The sequence below is a fragment of the Microbacterium paraoxydans genome, assembly GCF_019056515.1.
Lineage (GTDB): Bacteria > Actinomycetota > Actinomycetes > Actinomycetales > Microbacteriaceae > Microbacterium.
In genome coordinates this window covers 2,664,029-2,689,048 of record NZ_CP064873.1, presented here as the reverse complement: position 1 = coordinate 2,689,048, position 25,020 = coordinate 2,664,029, and the positions used below count along the sequence as shown (strand labels likewise).

Below are 25,020 nucleotides of genomic sequence, written 5' to 3'. Positions count from 1 at the left end.
AAGGACACTCCTGTGGCACAAGACGTGCTCACGGACCTGAGCAAGGTCCGCAACATCGGCATCATGGCGCACATCGATGCCGGCAAGACCACGACGACCGAGCGCATCCTGTTCTACACGGGCGTCAACCACAAGCTCGGCGAAACGCACGACGGTGCCTCGACCACCGACTGGATGGAGCAGGAGAAGGAGCGCGGCATCACGATCACGTCTGCCGCCGTGACCTGCTTCTGGAACAAGAACCAGATCAACATCATCGACACCCCCGGTCACGTGGACTTCACGGTCGAGGTGGAGCGCTCGCTCCGCGTCCTCGACGGCGCGGTCGCCGTGTTCGACGGCAAGGAGGGCGTCGAGCCCCAGTCCGAGACCGTGTGGCGTCAGGCCGACAAGTACAACGTCCCCCGCATCTGCTTCGTCAACAAGATGGACAAGCTCGGCGCGGACTTCTACTTCACGGTCGACACGATCATCAACCGCCTCGGCGCCAAGCCGCTGGTGCTGCAGCTCCCGATCGGTGCCGAGAACGACTTCGTCGGCGTCATCGACCTCATCGAGATGCGCGCCCTGGTGTGGCCCGGCGACGCCAAGGGTGACGTGACCATGGGTGCCTCCTACGAGGTGCAGGAGATCCCGGCCGACCTCAAGGACAAGGCCGAGGACTACCGCCAGCAGCTGCTGGAGACGGTCGCCGAGACCGACGAGGAGCTTCTCGAGAAGTTCTTCGGCGGCGAGGAGCTCACCGTCGCGGAGATCAAGGGCGCCATCCGCAAGATGGTCATCGCCAGCGAGATCTACCCGGTCCTCTGCGGCTCCGCCTTCAAGAACCGCGGTGTGCAGCCGATGCTGGACGCCGTCGTCGACTACCTCCCCTCCCCGCTGGACGTGCCCGCCATCGAGGCGCACGACCCGAAGGACGAGGAGAAGATCATCGAGCGTCACCCCGACGCGAAGGACCCGTTCGCGGCCCTGGCCTTCAAGGTCGCCGTGCACCCGTTCTTCGGCCGTCTGACGTACGTGCGCGTCTACTCGGGCGAGCTCGAGTCGGGCGCCCAGGTCATCAACTCGACCAAGGGCAAGAAGGAGCGCATCGGGAAGATCTTCCAGATGCACGCCAACAAGGAGAACCCGGTCGACAAGCTGACCGCCGGCAACATCTACGCCGTCATCGGCCTGAAGGACACCACCACCGGTGACACCCTCGCCGACATCGCGCAGCCGGTCGTCCTCGAGTCGATGACGTTCCCGGAGCCGGTGATCGAGGTCGCCATCGAGCCGAAGACCAAGGCCGACCAGGAGAAGCTGGGTCTCGCGATCCAGAAGCTCGCTGAGGAGGACCCGACCTTCCGCACGGAGCTCAACCCCGAGACCGGTCAGACGACCATCAAGGGCATGGGCGAGCTGCACCTCGACATCCTCGTGGACCGCATGAAGCGCGAGTTCCGCGTCGAGGCGAACGTCGGCAAGCCGCAGGTGGCGTATCGCGAGACGATCCGCAAGGCCGTCGAGAAGCACGACTACACGCACAAGAAGCAGACCGGTGGATCGGGCCAGTTCGCCAAGATCCAGTTCAACATCGAGCCGCTCGAGCTCGACGGCGAGAAGACGTACGAGTTCGTGAACGCGGTCACCGGTGGCCGCATCCCGCGCGAGTACATCGGCTCGATCGACGCCGGTTTCCAGGACGCCATGAACGTCGGTGTCCTCGCGGGCTACCCGATGGTGGGCGTCAAGGCGACCATCGTCGACGGTGCGGCGCACGACGTCGACTCCTCGGAGATGGCGTTCAAGATCGCGGGCTCCATGGGCTTCAAGGAGGCCGCGCGCCGTGCCAACCCCGTGCTGCTCGAGCCGCTGATGGCCGTCGAGGTCCGTACTCCGGAGGAGTACATGGGCGACGTCATCGGCGACCTGAACTCGCGTCGTGGCCAGATCCAGTCGATGGAGGACGCCGCCGGCGTCAAGGTCGTGCGCGCCGCGGTGCCGCTGTCCGAGATGTTCGGCTACATCGGCGACCTGCGCTCGAAGACCTCGGGCCGTGCCGTCTACTCCATGGAGTTCGACAGCTACGCCGAGGTCCCGCGCGCGGTGGCCGACGAGATCGTCCAGAAGGCCAAGGGCGAGTAACACTTCTGGGAACCCTGGGTCGCTGAGCCTGTCGAAGCACCCGGGGTTCCCAGGTCACCTACAACTTCACATTCCCTCTCTACTAAACTGAGAACCTAACCCGTAGAGAACCGGTCGCAAACCAGTGCCCGGCACCTCTACAACGACGTCCTGAGGAGGACCCAGTGGCTAAGGCCAAGTTCGAGCGGACCAAGCCGCACGTCAACATCGGAACGATCGGTCACGTCGACCACGGCAAGACCACGCTCTCCGCAGCGATCTCGAAGGTGCTTGCTGACAAGTACCCGTCCGACACGAACGTGCAGCGTGACTTCGCTTCCATCGACTCGGCGCCGGAAGAGCGCCAGCGCGGTATCACGATCAACATCTCGCACATCGAGTACGAGACCCCGAAGCGCCACTACGCCCACGTTGACGCCCCCGGCCACGCCGACTACGTCAAGAACATGATCACGGGTGCGGCGCAGATGGACGGCGCGATCCTCGTCGTCGCGGCCACCGACGGCCCGATGGCGCAGACGCGCGAGCACGTGCTGCTCGCCAAGCAGGTCGGCGTCCCCTACCTGCTCGTCGCGCTGAACAAGTCCGACGCGGTCGACGACGAGGAGATCCTGGAGCTCGTCGAGCTCGAGGTCCGCGAGCTGCTCTCGAGCCAGGGCTTCGACGGCGACAACGCTCCCGTCGTCCGTGTCTCCGCTCTCAAGGCCCTCGAGGGCGACGAGAAGTGGGTCGACGCGATCCTCGAGCTCATGCAGGCTGTCGACGACAGCGTTCCGGACCCGGAGCGTGACCGTGACAAGCCGTTCCTCATGCCCGTCGAGGACGTCTTCACGATCACCGGTCGTGGCACCGTCGTCACGGGTCGCGCCGAGCGTGGCACCCTGGCCATCAACTCCGAGGTCGAGATCGTGGGTCTGCGCCCGACGCAGAAGACGACCGTCACCGGTATCGAGATGTTCCACAAGCAGCTCGACGAGGCCTGGGCCGGCGAGAACTGTGGTCTGCTCCTCCGCGGCACCAAGCGCGAGGACGTGGAGCGCGGCCAGGTCATCGTGAAGCCGGGTTCGGTCACGCCGCACACCGACTTCGAGGGCACGGCCTACATCCTGTCCAAGGACGAGGGTGGCCGCCACAACCCCTTCTACACGAACTACCGTCCGCAGTTCTACTTCCGCACCACGGACGTCACCGGCGTCATCACGCTGCCCGAGGGCACCGAGATGGTCATGCCCGGCGACACCACCGACATGACGGTCGAGCTGATCCAGCCGATCGCCATGGAGGAGGGCCTCGGCTTCGCCATCCGTGAGGGTGGTCGTACGGTCGGCGCCGGTACGGTGACGAAGATCATCAAGTAAGCATCTGCTTCCTCGCAAAGGGGTCGAGCCTTCGGGCTCGACCCCTTTGTCGTCGGTGGGCGCGGCATGAGCCCGCGCATCGATCCCCTAGGATGAGAACGCCGCGAGGCCGCGGCGCAACCGTCTCCGGCGGGACCGAGTTCCCGCCGGGTCATCCGATATATCAAAATGACGGTTCTACGGAGTCGTACCGTGCCCATGAGGCTCGAAGAGGAGAAGCATGTCCCCGGGGGAGTGGTTCGTCGCGTTCAGACGAGCGTGGCTGGGGATGCTCATCGCCTTCCTGCTGTGCGTCATCGGCTCGGGGGCTCTGCTACTCGTCACGCCGCCCGCGTACGAGGCCGAGGCGGAGATCGTCTTCAGCGCCGACCCGGGGGCGACGAACTTCGTCCCGCGCACCGTGGCGACGAACGCCGCGGTGCGGGCACGCTCCGCGAGCGTCATCGCGACCGTGGCCGAGAGGTTCGACGTGGACCGGTCGGAGCTCGCCGACGGAGTGTCGGCGACCTGGATCGCGGACACCTCGATGACGGCCATCATGGTCACGCACACCGACCCTCGTCTGGCTGCGGATCTCGCCACCGCGATCGCGGAGACGGCAGCCGACCAGGCCGGGTCCGACGTCCGTGCCCGCGCCTATGGGGCGGCGATCCCCGAGTCCCCGGTGCGGCCTCAGGTCGCGACCACTCTGGCCGTCGGGGTCCTTCTCGGGATCGCGCTCGCTCTCGTCTACGTCGCACTGCGGTTCGCGCTCTCCCGACGGATCCGTTCCGTGGCCGACGCAGCCGACCTGACCGGGCTCCCCGCCTATGCGCTTCCGAGCGGTGAGCTCACGGAGGAGCAGACGCACGAGCTCCAGATGCTCACCAGCGTGTGGGCAGGGGAAGGACGAGCCATAGCCCTGCTGCCCGTGGACGCCACCATCGACGTCTCCGCGGTGGTCGAGCGCATCGAGGCCGGGCCCGCCGGGCTGACCGTCGTGCGCCTGCCGCTGTCCCGGAAGGGCATCCCCGACGCGGCTGCTCTTCAGCGCGACGGCGCGCTCGTCCTCCTCATGAAGATCGGCGAGACCAGCAGACGCGCGGCGGACACGCTGGGCCACCTCCGACGTGACGGCGTGGCGAACCTGCGCGGGGTGATCGTCCTCGGCAGCGGCACGCGACGGCGTGCGACGAGCGTCGTGAGCGAACCGGCGAACGAAGGACGCGCATGAGCACGGTGGACGAGACCGAGCGCCGCAAGGGCCATCTCTTCGCCCTCGATGGACTCGCGTGGACGGTGGCGGGCCTGCGACCAGGAGTTCACCGTGGGCACCATGCGGCTCTACCTGGCCCCGCAGGAGACGCGGACGCTGACCTACGAGTTCGTCGCCGACTCCGACCAGGCCACGAAGATCGAGGTGGACACGACCCCGGTCGTGACCCCGACCACGCTCACCCAGAACGCGGTCACCTGTCAGTGACCGCGGTGAGGGCGGTCGACTCTGGTGACGACGCGCCGCTTCGTGCAGACTAGGCGCACATCGCACATCGTCTCCGAAGGGGAATCATGGGTATCGAGGACGCCGTCAACAAGGGCAAGGACCTGTACGAGCAGAACAAGGACAAGCTCGCCGAAGCCGTCAAGAGCGAGCAGGCCGAAGACATCAGCGACAAGGTGCTCGACGGCGTCGCCGACTTCGCGAAGAAGATCGCACCGGGCGCGGCGGACAAGATCGACGAGATCCGCGACAGCGCGGACAAGAGCATCGGCAACGAGTAGAGCCGAACGTCTCCGCGGAAGAGCGGCGGCCCCCGAGACCGGGGCCGCCGCTCTTCCGCGTCCGGGGGAATGCCGGTGCACAGCGCCCTCGGTTGTGGCGCATTCGCGGATACATCGAGTAGGATCATGTCGACCGCCTGGGGATCTTGCGGTCGGGGGCGCCGAAGGGGTTCGGCTCCCGAATCACGCGGTTCGTCCGCGTTGGAAATCTGGGGAAAACGATTTTGGGGATCATCGTGCGACGCGCGCACTCCGTGCGCCTGAGCGTCTCCCCGCCTGCGCGGCGGGTCTTCCGCCGTGCCCTCGGTCGAGGCGTCCGGCGTCCCTTCACGCTGGATTCCTCGCGTTCGGTGTGCCCCCTCGCACTGAACGCCCTCCCCAAGCGGGGCGAGGCATGGGGATGCCTCGCCCCGCGCTCCTCCGCGGGCTGAACGCTCGCGGAGGAGGGGGTCCCTGAGAGTCCGGTGAGCGCGACACGCCCGGGTTTGCAGAAGTGAAATCCGCCGTGGCAGAATAGACAGGTTCGATATTCCGTCGCCGCTGTGCTTGCGCCGGATCACTGCCAGGGCAGTGCATAGACGGCGCCTCCTCCGGGAGGCCGCAGGGTTCTAGGCCGCGGGCAGCAGAACACAATCCCGACACCTTCATCATCGAGGGCACTGCCGTGCGCGGCGGGGGTCGGGCATCCGTCACCTCCGGGTGTACGGCTGACAGCAGAACAGTGGTGCAGCCTCTTCGACAGGCTCCCGACCGCGAGGTCGAGGGCCCGAGAAGAACGAGTGCCGAGGCGCGAACAGCGCCGACGTGCGTCCAATGCCCCAGGGCCACCCGGTCCCGGACGGTAAGACGCTTAAAGAGAGAGAGCAGACAATGGCGGGACAGAAGATCCGCATTCGCCTGAAGTCGTATGACCACGAGGTCATCGACACGTCCGCACGCAAGATCGTCGACACCGTGACCCGTGCGGGCGCGACCGTCGTCGGACCCGTGCCCCTTCCGACCGAGAAGAACGTCGTGTGCGTCATCCGGTCGCCCCACAAGTACAAGGACAGCCGCGAGCACTTCGAGATGCGCACCCACAAGCGCCTGATCGACATCGTCGACCCGACGCCCAAGGCCGTCGACTCGCTGATGCGTCTCGACCTGCCGGCCGACGTCAACATCGAGATCAAGCTCTGAGGTTCGACATGGCTGACATCAACTCCAAGGTTTCCAAGGGCATGCTCGGCACCAAGCTCGGCATGACCCAGGTCTGGAACGAGAACGGCAAGCTCGTTCCCGTCACCGTCATCGAGCTCGCGCCGAACGTGGTCACCCAGATCCGTACCCCCGAGAAGGACGGCTACAACGCCGTGCAGATCGCGTACGGCCAGATCGACCCGCGCAAGGTGAACAAGCCCCTCTCGGCTCACTTCGAGGCTGCCGGCGTCACGCCGCGCCGCCACGTGACCGAGGTCCGCACGGCCGACGCCGCCGACTACACCCTGGGCCAGGAGCTCACGGTGGACGGCACGTTCGAGGCCGGCCAGCTCGTCGACGTCGTCGGCACGAGCAAGGGCAAGGGCACCGCCGGTGTCATGAAGCGCCACAACTTCAAGGGCGTCTCGGCATCGCACGGTGCGCACCGCAACCACCGCAAGCCCGGCTCCATCGGCGCATCGTCGACCCCGAGCCGCGTCTTCAAGGGCATGCGCATGGCCGGCCGTATGGGTGGCGAGCGCGTGACCGTCCTCAACCTCACGGTGCACGCCATCGACATCGAGAAGGGACTCATGCTCGTCAAGGGCGCCGTCCCCGGTGCTCGCGGCCGCATCGTCTACGTCCGCAACGCAGTGAAGGGTGCCTGATCATGGCTGACTCCACTCTCGCGCTCGACGTCCTCAAGGCAGACGGCAAGAAGGCAGGCTCCGTCGAGCTTCCCGCCGCGCTGTTCGACGTCAAGACGAACATCCCGCTCATCCACCAGGTCGTCGTCGCGCAGCTCGCGGCGGCTCGCCAGGGCACGCACTCGACCAAGCGTCGTGGCGAGGTCTCGGGTGCCGGCCGCAAGCCCTTCAAGCAGAAGGGCACGGGTAACGCCCGCCAGGGCTCGATCCGCGCGCCGCACATGACCGGCGGTGGCATCGTGCACGGCCCGAAGCCGCGCGACTACTCGCAGCGCACCCCCAAGAAGATGATCGCGGCCGCCCTGCTGGGCGCGCTCAGCGACCGCTTCCGCGGTGACCGTCTGCACGCGATCGACACGTTCGGCACCGACGGCGCGCCGTCGACCAAGGCCGCCGCGGGCTTCCTCGCCCAGGTCGCCACGTCGAAGAACGTCCTCGTGGTCATCGAGCGCGGCGACGAGCTCGCGCTCAAGAGCATCCGCAACCTCGGCCACGTCCACGTGCTGACGTTCGACCAGCTCAACGCCTACGACGTGCTCGTCTCCGACGACATCGTCTTCACCCAGGCCGCGCTCGAGGGCTTCATCGCCTCCAAGTCCGGCGCCAACCAGGAGGTCTCCGCATGAGCGAGCAGGCATCTGTTCTCCAGACGGCCCTGAACAAGGACCCGCGCGACATCATCCTGAAGCCGGTCGTGTCCGAGAAGAGCTACGGCCTGATCGACGAGGGCAAGTACACCTTCCTCGTCGACCCGCGCGCTTCGAAGACCGAGATCAAGCTCGCCATCGAGAAGATCTTCGGCGTCAAGGTCGCGTCCGTCAACACGATCAACCGCGTCGGCAAGGCCCGTCGCACCCGCTTCGGCACCGGTAAGCGCAAGGACACCAAGCGCGCCATCGTGAGCCTGAAGTCGGGCACCATCGACATCTTCACGGCAATCGGCTGATCCGGGGGATAAGGACAATCATGGCTATTCGCAAGTACAAGCCCACGACCCCGGGCCGTCGCGGCTCGTCGGTGGCTGACTTCGCCGAGATCACCCGATCGACGCCGGAGAAGTCGCTGCTGCGCCCGATCTCGAAGACCGGTGGTCGCAACAACCAGGGCCGCATCACGACCCGTCACATCGGTGGTGGCCACAAGCGCCAGTACCGCGTCATCGACTTCCGTCGCAATGACAAGGACGGCGTGAACGCCAAGGTCGCGCACATCGAGTACGACCCCAACCGCACCGCGCGCATCGCGCTGCTGCACTACTTCGACGGCGAGAAGCGCTACATCCTCGCGCCGGCGAAGCTGAAGCAGGGCGACATCGTCGAGTCGGGCCCCGCGGCGGACATCAAGCCGGGAAACAACCTCCCGCTGAAGAACATCCCCACGGGTACCGTCATCCACGCCATCGAGCTCCGCCCCGGCGGCGGCGCGAAGATGGCGCGTTCGGCCGGTGCGTCGGTCCGCCTCGTCGCCAAGGACGGCCCCTACGCCCAGCTGCGTCTGCCCTCCGGTGAGATCCGCAACGTCGATGCGCGCTGCCGCGCGACCATCGGCGAGGTCGGCAACGCCGAGCAGTCGAACATCAACTGGGGCAAGGCCGGCCGCATGCGCTGGAAGGGCGTCCGCCCGACCGTCCGCGGTGTCGCGATGAACCCGGTCGACCACCCGCACGGTGGTGGTGAGGGCAAGACGTCCGGTGGACGTCACCCCGTCTCCCCGTGGGGTCAGGCCGAGGGCCGCACCCGCCACGCCAACAAGGAAAGCGACAAGTACATCGTGCGTCGTCGCAACGCCGGCAAGAAGCGCAAGTAGGAGTAAGAGAAGATGCCTCGCAGTCTCAAGAAGGGCCCCTTCGTCGACGAGCACCTGCTTCGCAAGGTGGTCGTGCAGAACGAAGCCGGCACGAAGAACGTCATCAAGACCTGGTCCCGCCGGTCCATGATCATCCCGGCCATGCTGGGTCACACGATCGCGGTCCACGACGGTCGCAAGCACATCCCCGTGTTTGTCTCCGAGACCATGGTCGGTCACAAGCTGGGCGAGTTCGCGCCCACCCGCACCTTCCGCGGCCACGAGAAGGACGACAAGAAGGGCCGTCGCCGCTGACGCGGCGGCGATAGAGGAGAGAGAAATGGTGGAGTCCATCGCACGCGTGCGACACATCCGCGTGACCCCTCAGAAGGCTCGTCGTGTCGTCGCGCTCATCAAGGGCAAGCAGGCCCAGGAGGCTCTGGCGATCCTGAAGTTCGCTCAGCAGTCCGCCAGTGAGCCGATCTACAAGCTTGTCGCGTCGGCCATGGCCAACGCGCAGGTCAAGGCGGATCGTGACGGCGAGTACCTCGACGAGCAGGACCTGTACGTGAAGAACGCGTACGTGGACGAGGGCACGACGCTCAAGCGTTTCCAGCCCCGTGCACAGGGTCGCGCTTTCCAGATCAAGAAGCGCACGAGCCACATCACGGTCGTGCTCTCGACGCCGGAGGCGGCTCCTGCCGCGGCCGGCGACAGCAACAAGAAGGCGAGCAAGTAATGGGACAGAAGGTCAACCCGTACGGCTTCCGCCTCGGCATCACCACGGACCACGTGTCGCGCTGGTTCTCCGACTCGACGAAGCCGGGTCAGCGTTACGCCGACTACGTGGCCGAGGACATCAAGATCCGTCGCCTGCTGCAGACGCAGCTCGACCGTGCCGGCGTCTCGAACATCGAGATCGAGCGCACCCGTGACCGCGTCCGCGTCGACATCCACACCGCCCGCCCGGGCATCGTGATCGGTCGTCGTGGTGCAGAGGCCGAGCGCATCCGCGGCGACCTCGAGAAGCTCACGGGCAAGCAGATCCAGCTGAACATCCTCGAGGTCAAGAACCCCGAGGCCGACGCTCAGCTGGTCGCCCAGGGCATCGCCGAGCAGCTCTCGGCTCGCGTGGCGTTCCGTCGCGCGATGCGCAAGGGTCTGCAGGGCGCGCAGCGCGCCGGCGCCAAGGGCATCCGCATCCAGGTCTCGGGCCGTCTCGGCGGCGCCGAGATGAGCCGGTCGGAGTTCTACCGCGAGGGTCGTGTGCCGCTGCACACGCTGCGCGCGAACATCGACTACGGCTTCTACGAGGCCAAGACCACCTTCGGCCGCATCGGCGTGAAGGTGTGGATCTACAAGGGCGACCTCACCGCCAAGGAGCTCGCGCGCGAGCAGGCCAACGCGCCGAAGTCGCGCCGTGACGACCGTGGTGACCGCCGCCGTGCCCCGCGCAACGAGGCACCTGTTGCAGAAGGAGCGTCGGCATAATGCTCATCCCCCGTAAGGTCAAGTACCGCAAGCAGCACCACCCGGGGCGCTCGGGTCAGGCCACCGGCGGCACGAAGGTCTCCTTCGGCGAGTTCGGCATCCAGGCCCTCACCCCCGCGTACGTGACGAACCGTCAGATCGAGTCCGCTCGTATCGCGATGACCCGTCACATCAAGCGTGGCGGCAAGGTGTGGATCAACATCTACCCGGACCGTCCGCTCACGAAGAAGCCGGCCGAGACCCGCATGGGTTCCGGTAAGGGTTCCCCCGAGTGGTGGGTCGCCAACGTCAAGCCGGGCCGCGTCCTCTTCGAGGTCGCGGGTGTCGACGAGCAGCTCGCTCGCGAGGCACTGACCCGTGCAATCCACAAGCTGCCGCTCAAGGCACGCATCATCAAGCGCGAGGAGGGCGACGCGTAATGGCGATCGGCACCAAGGAGCTCGCTCCGGCAGAGCTCGACACGTTCGAAGACCAGCGCCTCGTTGAGGAGCTGCGCAAGGCCAAGGAGGAGCTGTTCAACCTCCGTTTCCAGTCGGCCACCGGCCAGCTGGAGAGCCACGGCCGCATCCGCGCCGTCAAGCGCGACATCGCGCGCCTCTACACGGTGATCCGCGAGCGCGAGCTGGGCATCCGTGCGACGCCCGCTCCGGTCGAGGCTCCCGCGAAGAAGGCGACCAAGTCGAAGGCGAAGAAGGCGGACGCCGCCGAGGACGCCCCGAAGGAAGAGGCTGAGTGATGGCCACCAAGAAGGAAGCCGCCGTCGAGGCTGAGCACGCCGCTCACGACGTGCGCGACGCCGACGCCCGCGGGTACCGCAAGGCCCGTCGTGGCTATGTCGTCAGCGACAAGATGGACAAGACGATCGTCGTCGAGGTCGAGGACCGCGTGAAGCACCCGCTTTACGGCAAGGTCATCCGCCGGACGTCGAAGGTCAAGGCGCACGATGAGGCGAACTCCGCCGGCATCGGCGACCTGGTCCTGATCAACGAGACCCGCCCGCTGAGCGCCACCAAGCGCTGGCGTCTGGTGGAGATTCTGGAGAAGGCCAAGTGATTCAGCAGGAGTCCCGTCTCAAGGTCGCCGACAACACCGGCGCCAAGGAGCTGCTCACGATCCGCGTCCTCGGTGGCTCGCGCCGCCGGTACGCCGGTCTGGGCGACACCATCGTCGCGACCGTCAAGGACGCGATCCCCGGTGGCAACGTCAAGAAGGGCGACGTCGTCAAGGCGGTCATCGTCCGCACCAAGAAGGAGACCCGTCGTCCCGACGGCTCCTACATCAAGTTCGACGAGAACGCCGCCGTCATCCTGAAGAACGACGGGGAGCCCCGCGGCACCCGTATCTTCGGGCCGGTCGGCCGTGAGCTTCGCGACAAGAAGTTCATGAAGATCGTCTCGCTGGCACCGGAGGTCATCTGATCATGGCGAAGATCAAGAAGGGCGACCTGGTTCAGGTCATCTCGGGCGCCAAGCCCGAGCGTGGTGGCGACCGCGGCAAGCAGGGCAAGGTCCTCGACGTCCTCGTCGAGCAGAACCGTGTCGTCGTCGAAGGCGTCAACTACGTCACCAAGCACACGCGCGTCGGTCAGACGCAGCGTGGCACGAAGACGGGTGGCCTCGAGACCGTCGAGGCGCCCATCCACATCTCGAACGTCGCACTCGTCGACCCCTCGACCAAGAAGCCGACCAAGGTCGGCCACCGGGTCGAGGAGCAGACCAAGGACGGCGTGAAGCGCACCGTCCGCGTGCGCTTCGCGAAGAAGAGCGGTAAGGACCTCTGATGGCAACGACCGACGCTGCGGTGGCTGGCAAGATCCAGCCCCGCCTGAAGGCGAAGTACAACGCCGAGATCAAGAAGGCTCTGCAGGACGAGTTCGGCTACGAGAACGTCATGCAGATCCCCGGCCTGGTCAAGGTCGTCGTGAACACCGGTGTCGGCGAGGCTGCTCGCGACAGCAAGGTAATCGAAGGTGCGGTCGACGACCTCACCAAGATCACCGGCCAGAAGCCGATCGTTACCAAGGCCCGCAAGTCCATCGCGCAGTTCAAGCTGCGTGAGGGCCAGGCCATCGGCGCGCACGTCACCCTCCGTGGCGACCGTGCGTGGGAGTTCGTGGACCGCCTGGTCTCGCTCGCGCTGCCCCGCATCCGCGACTTCCGCGGTCTGTCGGCCAAGCAGTTCGACGGCAACGGCAACTACACCTTCGGTCTCCAGGAGCAGAGCGTGTTCCACGAGATCGATCAGGACAAGATCGACCGCGTCCGTGGTTTCGACATCACCGTCGTGACCTCGGCGAAGACGGACGACGAGGGTCGGGCGCTGCTCCGTCACCTCGGCTTCCCGTTCCGCGCGGACGACGCCCAGGCGTGACCCTTCGACGGGCTCAGTGGTCTCGTGTCACTGAGCCCGTCGATGTGCACGTACAATTGAAGATTGCGTGCTCATCGCAGGCCGTCTGTCGTGTAACGGCAGCCGGAACCTCATGAACGAAAGTAGACAACAATGACAATGACAGACCCGGTCGCAGACATGCTGACCCGTCTGCGCAACGCGAACTCGGCGCACCACGACACCGTGACGCTGCCGTCGAGCAAGCTCAAGACGCACATCGCAGAGATCCTCCAGCAGGAGGGCTACATCGCCGGTTGGGAGACCTCCGACGCGCGCGTGGGCAAGAACCTCACGCTGACGCTGAAGTACGGCCCGAACCGCGAGCGCTCGATCGCGGGCATCAAGCGCGTGTCGAAGCCCGGCCTCCGCGTGTACGCGAAGTCGACCGAGATCCCCACGGTCCTCGGCGGCCTCGGCGTGGCCATCCTGTCCACCTCCTCCGGTCTCCTCACGGACCGCCAGGCTGAGCAGAAGGGCGTGGGCGGAGAAGTTCTCGCCTACGTGTGGTAATCCGAAATGTCGCGTATTGGACGACTTCCCATCGACGTTCCCGCGGGCGTGACCGTTTCGGTCGACGGCCGTGAGGTCGCGGTGAAGGGCCCCAAGGGTGAGCTCACCCTCACGGTGGCCAGCCCCATCGAGGTGTCGGTCGAGGAGAACCAGGTTCTCGTCACCCGCCCCGACGACGAGCGCGAGTCCCGGTCGCTTCACGGCCTGACCCGCACGCTCATCAACAACAACATCATCGGCGTGACCCAGGGCTACACCAAGGGTCTCGAGGTCGTCGGCACCGGTTACCGCGTGCAGCAGAAGGGCAACTCGGTCGAGTTCGCCCTCGGCTTCTCGCACCCGGTCCTGGTCGACCCGCCCGCCGGCATCACGCTCACGGTCGAGGGCACGAACAAGCTCACCGTCAGCGGGATCGACAAGCAGGCCGTCGGTGAGGCGGCTGCGAACATCCGCAAGATCCGCAAGCCCGAGCCGTACAAGGGCAAGGGTGTGCGCTACGCCGGCGAGGTCGTGCGTCGCAAGGCCGGAAAGGCTGGTAAGTAACCATGGCTGTGAAGTCGAAGTCCGACGCCCGCGCGCGTCGTCACGCCCGTCTTCGCAAGAAGATCGTGGGCACCGAGGTGCGTCCGCGCCTCGTCGTCAACCGTTCGGCGCGTCACGTCTTCGTGCAGCTCGTCGACGACAGCAAGGGCCACACGGTCGCCTCGGCCTCGACGCTCGAGACCGACCTGCGTTCGCTGGATGGCGACAAGACCGCCAAGGCTCGCAAGGTCGGCGAGCTCCTCGCCGAGCGTGCGAAGGCCGCAGGCGTTTCCGAGGCAGTGTTCGACCGTGGCGGCAACCGCTACGCGGGTCGTGTCGCCGCCATCGCCGACGGCGCCCGTGAAGGGGGTCTGGCACTGTGAGTGACAACAAGGAGAACGAAGTGACCGAAGCGGCTGCTGCCACTTCCGAGACGGCCGCCGGCACCACGCAGGCTGAGCCCACTCGCGACCAGCGGGACGGCCGCCGCGGCGGACGTGACCGCAACCAGGGCGGCCGCGACCGCAACTCGCGCGACCGCGGCGACAACCAGTTCCTGGAGCGCGTCGTCACCATCAACCGCGTCTCGAAGGTCGTGAAGGGTGGTCGTCGCTTCAGCTTCACCGCTCTCGTGGTCGTCGGCGACGGCAACGGTCTGGTGGGCGTCGGCTACGGCAAGGCCCGTGAGGTCCCCCTGGCGATCTCGAAGGGTGTCGAAGAGGCCAAGCGCAACTTCTTCCGCGTCCCGCGCGTCGGCAGCACCATCCCGCACCCCGTGCAGGGTGAGTCGGCCGCCGGTGTGGTGCTCCTGCGCCCCGCCGCCGCCGGTACCGGTGTCATCGCCGGTGGTCCGGTCCGCGCCGTGCTCGAGTGCGCCGGCATCCACGACGTGCTGTCCAAGTCGCTCGGCTCGTCGAACACGATCAACATCGTGCACGCGACGGTCACCGCCCTGAAGGAGCTCGAGGAGCCCCGCGCCGTCGCCGCACGTCGTGGTCTCGAGTTCGACCAGGTCGCCCCGGCCCGGCTCGTCCGCGCCGAGGCCGAGGCCATCGCCGCACAGAAGGTAGGTGCCTGATGGCCGCGCGACTCAAGGTCACGCAGATCAAGTCCAAGGTGAGCGAGAAGCAGAACCAGCGCGACACGCTGCGCAGCCTCGGTCTCAAGCGGATCGGTGACACCACCGTCCGCCCCGACGACGCGCAGACGCGCGGCTACGTCAAGACCGTCGCCCACCTCGTCAAGGTTGAGGAGATCGACTAATGGCTGAGAAGAACGAGGCCGTCGAGGCCGAGAAGGCCACGAAGAAGGCGGCGGCTCCCAAGGCCGACGCCGCCAAGAAGCCCGCATCGAAGAAGGCACCGGCCAAGACCGCTGCCGCCGACGCGAAGGCCGACGGCTCCGCCAAGGCTGCGCCGAAGAAGGACGCCCCGGCGTCCCGCCCCGGCGTGCTGAAGGTCCACCACCTGCGTCCGGTCCCGGGTGCCAACACCGCGAAGACCCGTGTCGGTCGCGGTGAGGGCTCGAAGGGCAAGACGGCCGGTCGCGGCACGAAGGGCACCAAGGCCCGCAACACCGTGCGCGTCGGCTTCGAGGGTGGCCAGATGCCGCTGCACATGCGCACGCCGAAGCTGCGCGGCTTCAAGAACCCGTTCCGCGTCGAGTACCAGGTCGTGAACCTGGAGAAGCTCGCGGAGCTCTACCCCCAGGGTGGCGACGTCACCGTGAGCGACCTGGTCGCCAAGGGTGCGGTTCGCAAGAACGAGAAGGTCAAGGTTCTCGGCAACGGCGACATCGCCGTGAAGCTCACCGTCGCGGTCGACAAGGTCTCGGGTTCCGCCGAGCAGAAGATCGTGGCTGCGGGCGGATCCGTCAAGTAACCACTGCGGAAGAGGGGTCGGAGATTCTCCGGCCCCTCTTCTGGTTCGGTGGGGGAGAAGCCGACCGCCCGCATTCCCCAGACCTCGGAGTGGGTTACCCTGGTGTTTCAGCCGCCCCTCGGGGGTCCGGCCACCTTTTCAGGAGGAACGTTCTTGTTTAGCGCCATCGCGCGGATCTTCCGCACGCCCGACCTGCGTCGGAAGATCGGTTTCACTCTCGCGATCATCGCGATCTACCGTCTCGGCTCGAACGTCCCCGCGCCGTTCGTCAACTTCCCGAACGTGGAGCAGTGTCTCGCGGCCAATGCCGGCACCGAGGGTCTGCTCGGACTCGTCAACCTCTTCTCAGGCGGCGCTCTGCTGCAGCTGTCGATCTTCGCGCTCGGTGTCATGCCGTACATCACGGCGACGATCATCACGCAGCTCCTGCGCGTCGTCATCCCGCACTTCGAGGCGCTGCACAAGGAGGGCCAGGCCGGACAGGCCAAGCTCACCCAGTACACGCGGTACCTCACGATCGCGCTCGCGCTCCTGCAGTCGACGACCCTCGTCACCGTCGCCCGCACCGGTCAGCTCTTCGGAACGACCGACATCGGCGCGTGCACCCAGCTCCTCACGAACGACGTCTGGTGGGCGCAGGTGCTCATCATCATGGCGATGACGGCCGGCACCGGTCTGATCATGTGGTTCGCCGAGCTCGTCACCGAGCGCGGCATCGGCAACGGCATGTCGCTGCTGATCTTCACCTCCATCGCCGCGACCTTCCCCGGTGCGATGTCGATCATCTGGCAGACCCGCGGCTTCGAGGTGTTCCTCCTCGTGCTCCTCGTCGGCATCATCGTGATGGGTCTCGTCGTCTTCGTCGAGCAGTCCCAGCGGCGCATCCCCGTGCAGTACGCGAAGCGCATGGTGGGACGCCGGACGTACGGCGGCACCAACACGTACATCCCGATCAAGGTCAACATGGCGGGCGTGATCCCGGTCATCTTCGCCTCGTCGCTGCTGTACATCCCCGCGCTCATCGCCCAGTTCAACACCCCGCAGGACGGCTCGACGCCGCCCGCCTGGGTCAGCTGGATCAGCGCGAACTTCACCACCGGCAACAGCCCGATCTACATGGCGGCGTACTTCCTGCTGATCATCGGGTTCACCTACTTCTACGTCGCGATCACGTTCAACCCCGTCGAGGTCGCCGACAACATGAAGAAGTACGGCGGCTTCATCCCCGGGATCCGGGCCGGCCGTCCGACCGCGGAGTACCTGGACTACGTGCTCACCCGCATCACGCTCCCCGGTTCCCTCTACCTGGGCCTGATCGCCCTCATCCCGTTGATCGCCCTCGCCACGGTCGGCGCCAACCAGAACTTCCCGTTCGGTGGCGCGTCGATCCTCATCATCGTCGGCGTGGGTCTCGAGACGGTCAAGCAGATCGACGCCCAGCTGCAGCAGCGACACTACGAAGGACTTCTCCGATGACAGCATCCGCACGTCTTCTCATCGTCGGTCCGCAGGGTTCCGGCAAGGGCACGCAGGGTGTGCGCATCGCCGAGTCCTACGGCATCCCCGTCGTCTCGACCGGCGACATCTTCCGCGCGAACATCAAGGAGGGGACGGCGCTCGGCCAGCAGGTCACCGCGATCCTCGACAAGGGCGACCTCGTGCCGGACGAGCTGACGAGCGAGATCGTGCGCGACCGGCTGAGCCAGGACGACGCGCAGAACGGCTTCCTCCTCGACGGCTACCCCCGCAACACCGCGCAGGTGTCGCACCTGGACGCGTTCCTCGAAGGACGCGGCGAGGCGCTGGACGCCGTGATCCTCCTCGACGTCCCCCGTGAGGAGAGCATCGCCCGCCTCGCCCTCCGCGCCGCCGAGCAGGGCCGTTCCGACGACACCGACGAGGCCATCGCGCACCGACTCGACATCTACGAGAAGGAGACGGCGCCGATCATCGAGGTTTACAGCAGCCGCGGCATCGTCGACCGCATCGACGGCGTGGGCTCCCTCGAGGAGATCACGGAGCGCATCGCCGCCGCCCTGGCCGCTCGCGGACTGCGCTCCGCCGCCTCCGCCGCCTGAGATGTTCCGCCGCTCGATCTACAAGACCCCGGCTCAGCTCCGAGCCCTGGTCGAGCCCAGCCTCATCACCGCCGAGGCCCTCGACGCCGTCCGCGCCCTCATCAGGCCCGGGGTGAAGACGATCGAGCTCGATGCCGCCGCCAACCGCGCGATCGTGCAGCGGGGAGCGGAGTCGAACTTCCAGCTCGTCAAGGGCTACCACCACACGATCTGCGTCTCGGTCAACGAGCAGGTCGTGCACGGCATCCCGGGGGAGCGGGTGCTCCAGCCGGGCGACATCGTCTCGGTGGACTGCGGCGCCCAGTTCGACGGCTGGAACGGTGACAGCGCGATCACGGTCGTCGTCCCCGATCCCGAGCGCCCGGAGCTCGTCGCCCGCCGCGAGGAGCTCTCCCGCGTGACCGAGGGGTCGATGTGGGCGGGCATCGCCGCGATGGCGACGGCATCCTCGATCGACGAGATCGGCGCCGCCATCCAGGACTACATCGAGGCGCAGGGGCCGTCTGCCGTGAGCGGCGAGCCCTACGGGATCCTCCGCGAGTACGTCGGCCACGGCATCGGGCGGAAGATGCACGAGGCGCCCAGCGTCTTCAACTACCGGACACCCGACCGCGGCGCGGACGTGAAGCCCGGGCTCGTGCTCGCCATCGAGCCCATGGTGACCGCCGGCGGCGAGGCGACCTTCGTGGAGGACGACGACTGGACCGTCACGACGGTCGACGGCACTGACGGCTCACATTGGGAACATAGCGTCGCCCTGCATGATGGGGGCATCTGGGTGCTCACCGCGCCCGATGGTGGAAGAGCCGGACTCGCCCCGTTCGGGGTCGAGCCTCGAGAGATCGGAAAGTAATGGCAGCGGCGAAGAGCAACACCAACTGGTTCGCGATCGGCGTCTCCATCGCTGTCGTCGTGGTCCTGGTGGCCCTCGGCGGACTCGTGGTGTTCCTCAACAACCAGGCGACCTCTCCCGGCGCCACCCCGACCGCGAGCGACAACTTCGACGCCGACGCTGGCTCCATCTCCATGGGCGACGGCGACACCACGGTGTCGGTCTTCCTCGACTTCCAGTGCCCGGTCTGCAAGTCCTTCGAGGACCAGTTCGGCGCCGCCCTCGAGGCCAAGGCGCAGAGCGGCGAGATCACCCTCGAGCAGCACCCCATCGCGATCCTGGACCGCTTCTCGCAAGGCACCGAGTTCTCCTCCCGTTCGGCCGGTGCCGCGTTCTGCGTCGCTGAGTCCGACTCCGACCTCTACTTCGACTACGCGAAGGTCCTGTTCGAGAACCAGCCGGCGGAGAACAGCCCCGGCCTCACGAACGAGCAGCTCGCCGAGTTCGCCACCCAGGTCGGCGCGGGCGACGATGTGGTGTCCTGCATCACGGACGAGACGTACCGCAAGTTCGGTGCCGCGCAGGCGAAGGCCAACGACATCCAGGGCACGCCGACCGTCGAGATCGACGGCGAGCGGCTCGACCTCCAGAACCAGGACGACATGAAGCGGTTCACCGACCTGCTCGGCTGACACGCACTGACCCCTCGACGCCCCGTCCGGCCAAGTTGCCGGATGGGGCGTCGTCGGATAACATAGATCTTTGGTGCCTTGTGCCATGCGTTCGGCGTGTCCGATCCGGCCCGGTACCGCACATCACCCACCCACCGCAGATCGACCGGTCTGCAGAAGCGTCAGCGAGGCTATGGCTAAGAAAGACGGTGTCATCGAGATCGAGGGCGTCGTGTCGGAGGCTCTGCCCAACGCGATGTTCCGCGTTGAGCTCAGCAATGGACACAAGGTTCTGGCGACGATCTCCGGAAAGATGCGGCAGAACTACATCCGCATCATCCCCGAGGACCGCGTGGTCGTGGAGCTCAGCCCCTACGACCTGACCCGCGGCCGCATCGTCTACCGCTACCGCTGATCGGTCGAGAAGTAACACCCCAGGCTCCACGCCTGCCCGGTGAAGACAGCGAACAGGAAACATCATGAAGGTCAACCCCAGCGTCAAGCCGATCTGCGATCACTGCAAGGTGATCCGCCGCCACGGCCGCGTGATGGTGATCTGCAAGAGCAACCCGCGTCACAAGCAGCGCCAGGGCTGAGCCCCCGCTGCGTGGGCGCCGCTCTCGCAATCTCATAACTCAATACGACACGGCAGGATCAGAACCCGCGGAAGCGGGGGACACCTCGGGGCGGAGGCCCGGGCACCGATCCTGCTCCACACCTCCACAACACCCAGGAGAACCGCATGGCACGTCTTGCCGGCGTTGACATCCCGCGCGACAAGCGCGTGGTGATCGCCCTTACCTACATCTACGGCGTCGGCCGTACCCGCTCGGTCGAGATCCTCAAGGCGACCGACATCGACGAGAGCATCCGCGTGAAGGACCTCAGCGACGACCAGCTCGTCGCCCTCCGCGACTACATCGAAGGCAACTACAAGGTGGAGGGTGACCTGCGCCGCGAGGTGGCCGCAGACATCCGCCGCAAGGTCGAGATCGGCTCCTACGAGGGCCTCCGCCACCGTCGTGGCCTCCCGGTCCGCGGTCAGCGCACCAAGACCAACGCCCGTACCCGCAAGGGCCCGAAGCGCACCGTCGCCGGCAAGAAGAAGGCCCGCTAAGCAGCGGCCAGGGACTAGGAGAACACTTTCATGGCTGCACCCAAGGCCGCCGCGCGCAAGCCGCGCCGCAAGGAGAAGAAGAACATCGCGCTGGGCCAGGCCCACATCAAGTCGACGTTCAACAACACCATCGTTTCGATCACCGACCCGTCCGGCGCTGTCATCAGCTGGGCGTCGTCGGGTGGCGTGGGCTTCAAGGGCTCCCGCAAGTCGACCCCGTACGCCGCAGGCATGGCCGCCGAGTCGGCCGCCCGCCAGGCGCAGGAGCACGGCGTGAAGAAGGTCGACGTCTTCGTGAAGGGTCCGGGCTCCGGCCGCGAGACCGCGATCCGCTCGCTGCAGGCCGCCGGCCTCGAGGTGGGTTCGATCCAGGACGTCACCCCGCAGGCGCACAACGGCTGCCGTCCGCCGAAGCGTCGCCGCGTCTGATGCGTGTGCCGAGCCGCTCGTCCTTCGGGTCGAGCGGCTCGGCGCCCCGCGTGGGGCATCGACTTCCACAACTCAAGACCTCACCCCACCACATGTCATATAGCGGGCATGTGATCGAAAGGAACACAGAGTGCTTATTGCACAGCGTCCCACACTGACCGAGGAAAAGATCGTCGAGAACCGGAGCCGGTTCATCATCGAGCCTCTGGAGCCCGGCTTCGGCTACACGATCGGCAACGCGCTGCGTCGCAGCCTGCTGTCGTCGATCCCCGGCGCCGCTGTCACCAGCGTCCGCATCGACGGTGTGCTGCACGAGTTCAGCACGATCCCCGGCGTGAAGGAGGATGTCACCGAGATCATCCTCAACATCAAGCAGCTGGTCGTCTCCAGCGAGCGCGACGAGCCCATCACCGCGTACCTCCGCAAGACCGGTGCCGGTGAAGTGACCGCCGCCGACATCTCGGCTCCGGCCGGTGTCGAGGTGCACAACCCCGAGCTCGTCATCGCGACGCTCAACGACACCGCCAAGTTCGAGCTCGAGCTCACCATCGAGCGCGGCCGTGGCTACGTCTCCGCGACGCAGAACCGCAACGAGTACGCCGAGGCCGGTCAGATCCCGATCGACTCGATCTACTCGCCCGTGCTGAAGGTCAGCTACCGCGTCGACGCCACCCGTGCCGGTGAGCGCACCGACTTCGACAAGCTCATCCTCGACGTCGAGACCAAGTCGGCGATCAGCCCTCGCGACGCCGTCGCCTCGGCTGCCAAGACGCTCACCGAGCTGTTCGGTCTCGCCCGCGAGCTGAACGTCGAGGCCGAGGGCATCGAGATCGGCCCGGCGCCGGTGGAGGCTGTGAACTCCAGCGAGCTGTCGATGCCGATCGAGGACCTCGACCTGTCGGTCCGCTCGTACAACTGCCTGAAGCGTGAGGGCATCAACACCGTTTCTGAGCTCGTCGCCCTGTCGGAGACGCAGCTCATGAACATCCGCAATTTCGGCCAGAAGTCGGTCGACGAGGTGCGTGACAAGCTCATCTCGCTCGGTCTGTCGCTCAAGGATTCGGTGCCCGGTTTCGACGGCGCCCACTTCTACGGCGGCAGCGAAGACGAGTCCTTCTGATACCCGACCCTTTCTGACCAGGAGTTAGACGATTATGCCCAAGCCCACCAAGGGTCCCCGCCTCGGAGGCGGCCCCGCCCACGAGCGCCTGCTGCTTGCCAACCTCGCCGCTGCGCTGTACACCCACAAGTCGATCAAGACGACCGAGACGAAGGCCAAGCGCCTGCGTCCGCTCGCCGAGCGCCTCATCACCTTCGCCAAGCGCGGAGACCTCCACGCCCGCCGTCGCGTGCTGTCGGTCATCGGTGACAAGGAAGTCGTGCACGTCCTGTTCAACGAGATCGCTCCGCTCGTCGCGGACCGCGAGGGTGGCTACACGCGTATCACCAAGGTCGGCAACCGCAAGGGCGACAACGCCCCCATGGCCGTGATCGAGCTCGTTCTCGAGCCCGTCACCCCGAAGGCGAAGTCGACCAAGAAGGCCGCTGCGGCCACGAAGGACGAGAAGCCGGCTGTCGAGGAGGCTCCCGCCGAGGAGACCGTCGAGGCCCCCGCGGACGAGACCCCTGCCGAGGACACGGCTGCCGAGGCCGGCGCCGAGTCGCAGGCCGAGGGCGAGGCCGCTGAGGCCGCCGCCGAGGACGCTGTCGAGAAGAAGTCCGAGTAAGGACAGATCTCCTACGGAGCCCGCCGCCCCTCCGGGGTGGCGGGCTTCGTCGTTCAGCGGGGGTCGGTGATCCGGTAGCGTGCCCCGGGACGACCCTTCGTGGAGTAATCCAGAGACCGCACCGCCTGGCCCGTGGCGGCGAGGTGCTCGAGATAGCGGCGCGCACTGACGCGGGAGATCGCGAGATCCTCTCCGATCTCGGTCGCGGAGGCATCCGGTCGGGCGGCGAGGGCGGCGGAGACCCGCTCCAGCGTCTCGGCGCTCAGCCCCTTCGGCAGCCCGTACCGCTCCCGGAAGGCGATGATCGCATCGGCGGCCTCGACCCGGCGCACGACGTCGTGCAGCTCGGTGTGGTCGCGCAGCAGCAGCGTCGCCCCCACGTCGGCGGGCCCGCTCCCCGAGGCCGTGCTCCGCGCGACCAGCACATGCGAGCCGACGATGACGGGGCGTCCCGCGGCCTCCCCCTCACGGAGCACGGTGGCGAGCTCGTCGCCGAGGACGTCATCCGCGGGAGCGCCGTCGAGATCGGCGGCATCGCGACCGAGGAACCGCGCCGCCGCGTCGTTGACCAGGGTGATCCGCCCTGTGCCGTCCACCGTGACGACCCCTTCGCTCAACCCATGCAGGGTCGTCTCCTGGTTCTTGACCAGCGCCGCGATCTGGTGCGGCTCGAGCCGGTAGATGCGGCGCCGGATGAACGACGTCACCCACGCGGCGCCGAAGACCCCGAGAACCGCCGCGGCGAGCATGGCGGAGATGAGTCCGACGAGGTTGCTGGTGAACTCCTCGTTCAGCTCGGACTCCAGGATGCCGACGGAGGCGGTGCCGATGACCGTGCCGTCCTCGTCGCGGATGGGCACCTTCACGCGCCACGAGGTCCCGAGCGTCCCGGTCTGGGTGCCCACGAAGATGTCGCCGCCCAGCGGGATCGACGGGTCGGTGGACACCCGCTCGCCGATGCGGTCGGTGTTCGGATGCGAGTACCGGATGCCCTCGTCGTTGGCGACCACCACGTAGGCGAGATCGGAGGCCTCGCGGATGACCTCGGCGACCGGCTGGATGGCGGCGGCCGGGTCCTCGTCGTCGAACGCGTCGAGGACGACGGGAAGAGCGGCGACGGACTGGGCGACCGCCTGCATGCGGTCCTTGTAGGCCTCGCGGAGCGCGTTCTCCTGGAACGCCCCGGCGGCGATGCCGGTGGCGAGGGTCACCAGGAACACGATCAGCGCCTGCAGCGCGAGCAGCTGCACACGGAGCGTCATCTTCGAGGCCACGGGTCCATTCTCCCGGGTGGGCGGACGGGCCGCGAGCCGCCGGCGGAGGTGTTCACGACCAATAGTTACGGAACGCGACCAATGGTTTCCGAAGCTTGAGCGGGCGCATCCGCGCCTCGACAGTGGACGGATTGCACCCGAACGCTCAAGGAGGAGCGCCATGAATCACGCCCGCATCGGGACCCTCGCCGCGGCCGTCGCCGCGACCGCCCTGGTCCTCACCTCGTGCTCGACCGCGGACGGCGGAACCGCCGGCTCCGACGGCGGCGACGAGGCGGTCGCCATCACCGACGTGAACATCGTCGTCCCCGCCGACCCTGGCGGCGGCTGGGACCAGACCGGTCGTGCCCTCTCCCAGCTGCTCACCCAGGGGGACATCGTCGGCTCGGCGCCGGTCACCAACGTCGGCGGGGCCGGGGGAACGGTCGGCCTCGCGCAGCTCGCCAACGAGAAGGACCCGGCGACCCTCATGGTCATGGGGCTCGTGATGGTGGGCGCGGTCGAGACCAACGCCTCGGCCGTGCGCATCGAGGACATGACCCCGATCGCCCGCCTCACCGACGAGCCCCTCGTCGTGGTGGTCCCCGCGGACTCCGAGTACGACACCTTGGAGGACCTCGTCGAGGACGTCGTGGACAAGGGCCAGGAGGTCACGATCACGGGCGGCTCAGCCGGAGGAGCCGACCACATCCTCGCCGGGCTGCTGCTCGAGGAGGCGGGGCTCGACGGCGCGGAGATCGCCGAGAAGCTGAACTACACGCCCAACTCGGGCGGCGGCGAGGCCACGTCGCTGATCCTGGGCGGCAAGGTGTCGGCAGGCATCTCCGGTGTCGGCGAGTTCCTGCAGCACATCGAGGCCGGCACCATGAAGGCTCTCGCCGTCTCGTCGGAGGAGCCGGTCACGCAGCTGCCGGACGTCGACACGATCACCGACTCCGGATACGACGTCGTGCTCACCAACTGGCGCGGCGTGATCGCGCCGGGCGGCATCAGCGACGCCGAGCGCTCGGAGCTCGAGCGCATCGTCACCGAGTTGGAGGCGTCCGAAGCCTGGAAGGACGAGCTGGAGACGCGGGGCTGGGCGGATGCCTTCCTCACGGGCGCCGAGTTCGACGAGTTCCTCGACGGCAACATCACCGAGGTCACCACGACGCTGCAGAACATCGGGCTGGTCGGCTGAC

37 protein-coding genes are annotated in these 25,020 nt (G+C 67.0%); 36 read left to right on the top strand and 1 reads right to left on the bottom strand.

Features of this window, described 5'->3' with window-relative positions; translation table 11 throughout:
• The first annotated feature begins 12 nt into the window (after positions 1-12).
• The 35 genes from fusA (at position 13) to rplQ (ending at position 22,565) form a co-directional block, all read left to right on the top strand.
• On the top strand, positions 13-2,127 hold the full coding sequence (gene fusA / locus IZR02_RS13190) for an elongation factor G (protein ID WP_062632877.1): 2,115 nt from the start codon (positions 13-15) through the stop codon (positions 2,125-2,127).
• Positions 2,128-2,291: 164 nt separating this feature from the next.
• Entirely contained in the window at positions 2,292-3,485 is a 1,194-nt protein-coding gene (gene tuf / locus IZR02_RS13185) for an elongation factor Tu (RefSeq protein WP_062632876.1), read from the top strand.
• Positions 3,486-3,753: 268 nt separating this feature from the next.
• Positions 3,754-4,698, top strand: a complete 945-nt coding sequence (locus IZR02_RS13180) for a YveK family protein (protein ID WP_217316513.1) — start codon at positions 3,754-3,756, stop codon at positions 4,696-4,698.
• Positions 4,699-4,791: 93 nt separating this feature from the next.
• Complete coding sequence (locus IZR02_RS13175) at positions 4,792-4,947, top strand: hypothetical protein (RefSeq protein ID WP_217316512.1); 156 nt, start codon at positions 4,792-4,794, stop codon at positions 4,945-4,947.
• Between the two features lie 86 nt (positions 4,948-5,033).
• Positions 5,034-5,246 carry a hypothetical protein gene (locus IZR02_RS13170; RefSeq protein ID WP_062765219.1) on the top strand — a complete coding sequence of 71 codons (213 nt, stop codon included), beginning with the start codon at positions 5,034-5,036 and terminating at the stop codon, positions 5,244-5,246.
• 870 nt (positions 5,247-6,116) lie between these two features.
• Positions 6,117-6,425 carry a 30S ribosomal protein S10 gene (gene rpsJ / locus IZR02_RS13165; protein ID WP_017201594.1) on the top strand — a complete coding sequence of 103 codons (309 nt, stop codon included), beginning with the start codon at positions 6,117-6,119 and terminating at the stop codon, positions 6,423-6,425.
• An 8-nt stretch (positions 6,426-6,433) separates the two neighbouring features.
• Positions 6,434-7,093, top strand: a complete 660-nt coding sequence (gene rplC / locus IZR02_RS13160; protein ID WP_062632874.1) for a 50S ribosomal protein L3 — start codon at positions 6,434-6,436, stop codon at positions 7,091-7,093.
• 2 nt (positions 7,094-7,095) lie between these two features.
• Positions 7,096-7,758: a 50S ribosomal protein L4 gene (rplD, locus tag IZR02_RS13155; protein WP_025102407.1), complete on the top strand. Its 663-nt coding sequence runs from the start codon at positions 7,096-7,098 to the stop codon at positions 7,756-7,758.
• On the top strand, positions 7,755-8,078 hold the full coding sequence (gene rplW, locus IZR02_RS13150) for a 50S ribosomal protein L23 (protein WP_025102406.1): 324 nt from the start codon (positions 7,755-7,757) through the stop codon (positions 8,076-8,078). Before rplD ends, rplW begins: the two co-directional genes overlap by 4 nt.
• Before the next feature lie 20 nt (positions 8,079-8,098).
• Positions 8,099-8,938, top strand: a complete 840-nt coding sequence (gene rplB / locus IZR02_RS13145) for a 50S ribosomal protein L2 (RefSeq protein ID WP_025102405.1) — start codon at positions 8,099-8,101, stop codon at positions 8,936-8,938.
• A 12-nt stretch (positions 8,939-8,950) separates the two neighbouring features.
• Positions 8,951-9,232 (top strand): 30S ribosomal protein S19, encoded by a 282-nt coding sequence (rpsS, locus tag IZR02_RS13140; RefSeq protein ID WP_017201589.1) that lies wholly within the window; start codon positions 8,951-8,953, stop codon positions 9,230-9,232.
• Between the two features lie 25 nt (positions 9,233-9,257).
• Positions 9,258-9,656, top strand: a complete 399-nt coding sequence (rplV, locus tag IZR02_RS13135) for a 50S ribosomal protein L22 (RefSeq protein WP_025102404.1) — start codon at positions 9,258-9,260, stop codon at positions 9,654-9,656.
• Positions 9,656-10,408 carry a 30S ribosomal protein S3 gene (rpsC, locus tag IZR02_RS13130; RefSeq protein WP_025102403.1) on the top strand — a complete coding sequence of 251 codons (753 nt, stop codon included), beginning with the start codon at positions 9,656-9,658 and terminating at the stop codon, positions 10,406-10,408. The genes rplV and rpsC overlap by 1 nt, the downstream gene beginning before the upstream one ends.
• Positions 10,408-10,827, top strand: a complete 420-nt coding sequence (gene rplP / locus IZR02_RS13125) for a 50S ribosomal protein L16 (protein WP_025102402.1) — start codon at positions 10,408-10,410, stop codon at positions 10,825-10,827. Before rpsC ends, rplP begins: the two co-directional genes overlap by 1 nt.
• Complete coding sequence (gene rpmC / locus IZR02_RS18045) at positions 10,827-11,144, top strand: 50S ribosomal protein L29 (RefSeq protein ID WP_025102401.1); 318 nt, start codon at positions 10,827-10,829, stop codon at positions 11,142-11,144. The genes rplP and rpmC overlap by 1 nt, the downstream gene beginning before the upstream one ends.
• Positions 11,144-11,461 carry a 30S ribosomal protein S17 gene (rpsQ, locus tag IZR02_RS13115; RefSeq protein ID WP_025102400.1) on the top strand — a complete coding sequence of 106 codons (318 nt, stop codon included), beginning with the start codon at positions 11,144-11,146 and terminating at the stop codon, positions 11,459-11,461. The genes rpmC and rpsQ overlap by 1 nt, the downstream gene beginning before the upstream one ends.
• Complete coding sequence (gene rplN / locus IZR02_RS13110) at positions 11,458-11,826, top strand: 50S ribosomal protein L14 (RefSeq protein ID WP_025102399.1); 369 nt, start codon at positions 11,458-11,460, stop codon at positions 11,824-11,826. Before rpsQ ends, rplN begins: the two co-directional genes overlap by 4 nt.
• A gap of 2 nt (positions 11,827-11,828) precedes the next feature.
• Entirely contained in the window at positions 11,829-12,188 is a 360-nt protein-coding gene (rplX, locus tag IZR02_RS13105) for a 50S ribosomal protein L24 (protein ID WP_025102398.1), read from the top strand.
• A complete protein-coding gene (gene rplE / locus IZR02_RS13100; RefSeq protein WP_217316511.1) occupies positions 12,188-12,778 on the top strand; it encodes a 50S ribosomal protein L5 in 591 nt (196 codons plus the stop codon). The genes rplX and rplE overlap by 1 nt, the downstream gene beginning before the upstream one ends.
• A 132-nt stretch (positions 12,779-12,910) precedes the next feature.
• Positions 12,911-13,309, top strand: coding sequence for a 30S ribosomal protein S8 (gene rpsH / locus IZR02_RS13095; RefSeq protein ID WP_025102396.1), 399 nt, complete (start codon positions 12,911-12,913; stop codon positions 13,307-13,309).
• A 6-nt stretch (positions 13,310-13,315) separates the two neighbouring features.
• The gene (gene rplF / locus IZR02_RS13090) at positions 13,316-13,852 is read left to right on the top strand and encodes a 50S ribosomal protein L6 (protein WP_025102395.1); all 537 of its coding nucleotides are present in this window, start codon (positions 13,316-13,318) and stop codon (positions 13,850-13,852) included.
• Between the two features lie 2 nt (positions 13,853-13,854).
• Positions 13,855-14,214, top strand: coding sequence for a 50S ribosomal protein L18 (gene rplR, locus IZR02_RS13085; protein WP_025102394.1), 360 nt, complete (start codon positions 13,855-13,857; stop codon positions 14,212-14,214).
• A 20-nt stretch (positions 14,215-14,234) separates the two neighbouring features.
• Positions 14,235-14,909, top strand: coding sequence for a 30S ribosomal protein S5 (rpsE, locus tag IZR02_RS13080; protein ID WP_200838869.1), 675 nt, complete (start codon positions 14,235-14,237; stop codon positions 14,907-14,909).
• A complete protein-coding gene (gene rpmD / locus IZR02_RS13075) occupies positions 14,909-15,094 on the top strand; it encodes a 50S ribosomal protein L30 (RefSeq protein WP_017201575.1) in 186 nt (61 codons plus the stop codon). Before rpsE ends, rpmD begins: the two co-directional genes overlap by 1 nt.
• On the top strand, positions 15,094-15,711 hold the full coding sequence (gene rplO, locus IZR02_RS13070; RefSeq protein ID WP_217316510.1) for a 50S ribosomal protein L15: 618 nt from the start codon (positions 15,094-15,096) through the stop codon (positions 15,709-15,711). Before rpmD ends, rplO begins: the two co-directional genes overlap by 1 nt.
• Positions 15,712-15,864: 153 nt before the next feature.
• Entirely contained in the window at positions 15,865-17,187 is a 1,323-nt protein-coding gene (gene secY, locus IZR02_RS13065) for a preprotein translocase subunit SecY (RefSeq protein ID WP_025102391.1), read from the top strand.
• Complete coding sequence (locus IZR02_RS13060) at positions 17,184-17,789, top strand: adenylate kinase (RefSeq protein WP_062765215.1); 606 nt, start codon at positions 17,184-17,186, stop codon at positions 17,787-17,789. Before secY ends, IZR02_RS13060 begins: the two co-directional genes overlap by 4 nt.
• A gap of 1 nt (position 17,790) precedes the next feature.
• The gene (gene map / locus IZR02_RS13055; RefSeq protein WP_217316509.1) at positions 17,791-18,642 is read left to right on the top strand and encodes a type I methionyl aminopeptidase; all 852 of its coding nucleotides are present in this window, start codon (positions 17,791-17,793) and stop codon (positions 18,640-18,642) included.
• Positions 18,642-19,313 (top strand): DsbA family protein, encoded by a 672-nt coding sequence (locus IZR02_RS13050; protein WP_126893296.1) that lies wholly within the window; start codon positions 18,642-18,644, stop codon positions 19,311-19,313. Before map ends, IZR02_RS13050 begins: the two co-directional genes overlap by 1 nt.
• 172 nt (positions 19,314-19,485) lie before the next feature.
• Positions 19,486-19,707, top strand: coding sequence for a translation initiation factor IF-1 (infA, locus tag IZR02_RS13045; protein ID WP_018171468.1), 222 nt, complete (start codon positions 19,486-19,488; stop codon positions 19,705-19,707).
• 64 nt (positions 19,708-19,771) lie between these two features.
• Complete coding sequence (rpmJ, locus tag IZR02_RS13040) at positions 19,772-19,888, top strand: 50S ribosomal protein L36 (protein ID WP_005050492.1); 117 nt, start codon at positions 19,772-19,774, stop codon at positions 19,886-19,888.
• Between the two features lie 146 nt (positions 19,889-20,034).
• Positions 20,035-20,409 (top strand): 30S ribosomal protein S13, encoded by a 375-nt coding sequence (gene rpsM, locus IZR02_RS13035; RefSeq protein WP_062632862.1) that lies wholly within the window; start codon positions 20,035-20,037, stop codon positions 20,407-20,409.
• 30 nt (positions 20,410-20,439) lie between these two features.
• Positions 20,440-20,838, top strand: coding sequence for a 30S ribosomal protein S11 (gene rpsK, locus IZR02_RS13030; protein WP_045249905.1), 399 nt, complete (start codon positions 20,440-20,442; stop codon positions 20,836-20,838).
• Between the two features lie 130 nt (positions 20,839-20,968).
• Positions 20,969-21,958, top strand: coding sequence for a DNA-directed RNA polymerase subunit alpha (locus tag IZR02_RS13025; RefSeq protein WP_025102386.1), 990 nt, complete (start codon positions 20,969-20,971; stop codon positions 21,956-21,958).
• 34 nt (positions 21,959-21,992) lie between these two features.
• Complete coding sequence (rplQ, locus tag IZR02_RS13020; RefSeq protein ID WP_217316508.1) at positions 21,993-22,565, top strand: 50S ribosomal protein L17; 573 nt, start codon at positions 21,993-21,995, stop codon at positions 22,563-22,565.
• Positions 22,566-22,618: 53 nt separating this feature from the next.
• Here rplQ and IZR02_RS13015 read toward each other — a convergent pair whose 3' ends face one another.
• Complete coding sequence (locus tag IZR02_RS13015; RefSeq protein WP_217316507.1) at positions 22,619-23,839, bottom strand: PAS domain-containing protein; 1,221 nt, start codon at positions 23,837-23,839, stop codon at positions 22,619-22,621.
• Between the two features lie 160 nt (positions 23,840-23,999).
• Here IZR02_RS13015 and IZR02_RS13010 point away from each other — a divergent pair, with 160 nt between their 5' ends.
• The gene (locus IZR02_RS13010; RefSeq protein WP_217316506.1) at positions 24,000-25,019 is read left to right on the top strand and encodes a Bug family tripartite tricarboxylate transporter substrate binding protein; all 1,020 of its coding nucleotides are present in this window, start codon (positions 24,000-24,002) and stop codon (positions 25,017-25,019) included.
• Position 25,020: the final 1 nt, after the last annotated feature.

Excerpts from the sequence above, each read along its gene's own strand:
- IZR02_RS13180 (WP_217316513.1), top strand. The coding sequence starts at position 3,754 with ATGCTCATCGCCTTCCTGCTGTGCGTCATCGGCTCGGGGGCTCTGCTA.
- IZR02_RS13170 (WP_062765219.1), top strand. The coding sequence starts at position 5,034 with ATGGGTATCGAGGACGCCGTCAACAAGGGCAAGGACCTGTACGAGCAG.
- rpsJ (WP_017201594.1), top strand. The coding sequence starts at position 6,117 with ATGGCGGGACAGAAGATCCGCATTCGCCTGAAGTCGTATGACCACGAG.
- rplC (WP_062632874.1), top strand. The coding sequence starts at position 6,434 with ATGGCTGACATCAACTCCAAGGTTTCCAAGGGCATGCTCGGCACCAAG.
- rplD (WP_025102407.1), top strand. The coding sequence starts at position 7,096 with ATGGCTGACTCCACTCTCGCGCTCGACGTCCTCAAGGCAGACGGCAAG.
- rplW (WP_025102406.1), top strand. The coding sequence starts at position 7,755 with ATGAGCGAGCAGGCATCTGTTCTCCAGACGGCCCTGAACAAGGACCCG.
- rplB (WP_025102405.1), top strand. The coding sequence starts at position 8,099 with ATGGCTATTCGCAAGTACAAGCCCACGACCCCGGGCCGTCGCGGCTCG.
- rpsS (WP_017201589.1), top strand. The coding sequence starts at position 8,951 with ATGCCTCGCAGTCTCAAGAAGGGCCCCTTCGTCGACGAGCACCTGCTT.
- rplV (WP_025102404.1), top strand. The coding sequence starts at position 9,258 with ATGGTGGAGTCCATCGCACGCGTGCGACACATCCGCGTGACCCCTCAG.
- rpsC (WP_025102403.1), top strand. The coding sequence starts at position 9,656 with ATGGGACAGAAGGTCAACCCGTACGGCTTCCGCCTCGGCATCACCACG.
- rplP (WP_025102402.1), top strand. The coding sequence starts at position 10,408 with ATGCTCATCCCCCGTAAGGTCAAGTACCGCAAGCAGCACCACCCGGGG.
- rpmC (WP_025102401.1), top strand. The coding sequence starts at position 10,827 with ATGGCGATCGGCACCAAGGAGCTCGCTCCGGCAGAGCTCGACACGTTC.
- rpsQ (WP_025102400.1), top strand. The coding sequence starts at position 11,144 with ATGGCCACCAAGAAGGAAGCCGCCGTCGAGGCTGAGCACGCCGCTCAC.
- rplX (WP_025102398.1), top strand. The coding sequence starts at position 11,829 with ATGGCGAAGATCAAGAAGGGCGACCTGGTTCAGGTCATCTCGGGCGCC.
- rplE (WP_217316511.1), top strand. The coding sequence starts at position 12,188 with ATGGCAACGACCGACGCTGCGGTGGCTGGCAAGATCCAGCCCCGCCTG.
- rpsH (WP_025102396.1), top strand. The coding sequence starts at position 12,911 with ATGACAATGACAGACCCGGTCGCAGACATGCTGACCCGTCTGCGCAAC.
- rplF (WP_025102395.1), top strand. The coding sequence starts at position 13,316 with ATGTCGCGTATTGGACGACTTCCCATCGACGTTCCCGCGGGCGTGACC.
- rplR (WP_025102394.1), top strand. The coding sequence starts at position 13,855 with ATGGCTGTGAAGTCGAAGTCCGACGCCCGCGCGCGTCGTCACGCCCGT.
- rpmD (WP_017201575.1), top strand. The coding sequence starts at position 14,909 with ATGGCCGCGCGACTCAAGGTCACGCAGATCAAGTCCAAGGTGAGCGAG.
- rplO (WP_217316510.1), top strand. The coding sequence starts at position 15,094 with ATGGCTGAGAAGAACGAGGCCGTCGAGGCCGAGAAGGCCACGAAGAAG.
- IZR02_RS13060 (WP_062765215.1), top strand. The coding sequence starts at position 17,184 with ATGACAGCATCCGCACGTCTTCTCATCGTCGGTCCGCAGGGTTCCGGC.
- map (WP_217316509.1), top strand. The coding sequence starts at position 17,791 with ATGTTCCGCCGCTCGATCTACAAGACCCCGGCTCAGCTCCGAGCCCTG.
- IZR02_RS13050 (WP_126893296.1), top strand. The coding sequence starts at position 18,642 with ATGGCAGCGGCGAAGAGCAACACCAACTGGTTCGCGATCGGCGTCTCC.
- infA (WP_018171468.1), top strand. The coding sequence starts at position 19,486 with ATGGCTAAGAAAGACGGTGTCATCGAGATCGAGGGCGTCGTGTCGGAG.
- rpmJ (WP_005050492.1), top strand. The coding sequence starts at position 19,772 with ATGAAGGTCAACCCCAGCGTCAAGCCGATCTGCGATCACTGCAAGGTG.
- rpsM (WP_062632862.1), top strand. The coding sequence starts at position 20,035 with ATGGCACGTCTTGCCGGCGTTGACATCCCGCGCGACAAGCGCGTGGTG.
- rpsK (WP_045249905.1), top strand. The coding sequence starts at position 20,440 with ATGGCTGCACCCAAGGCCGCCGCGCGCAAGCCGCGCCGCAAGGAGAAG.
- rplQ (WP_217316508.1), top strand. The coding sequence starts at position 21,993 with ATGCCCAAGCCCACCAAGGGTCCCCGCCTCGGAGGCGGCCCCGCCCAC.
- IZR02_RS13010 (WP_217316506.1), top strand. The coding sequence starts at position 24,000 with ATGAATCACGCCCGCATCGGGACCCTCGCCGCGGCCGTCGCCGCGACC.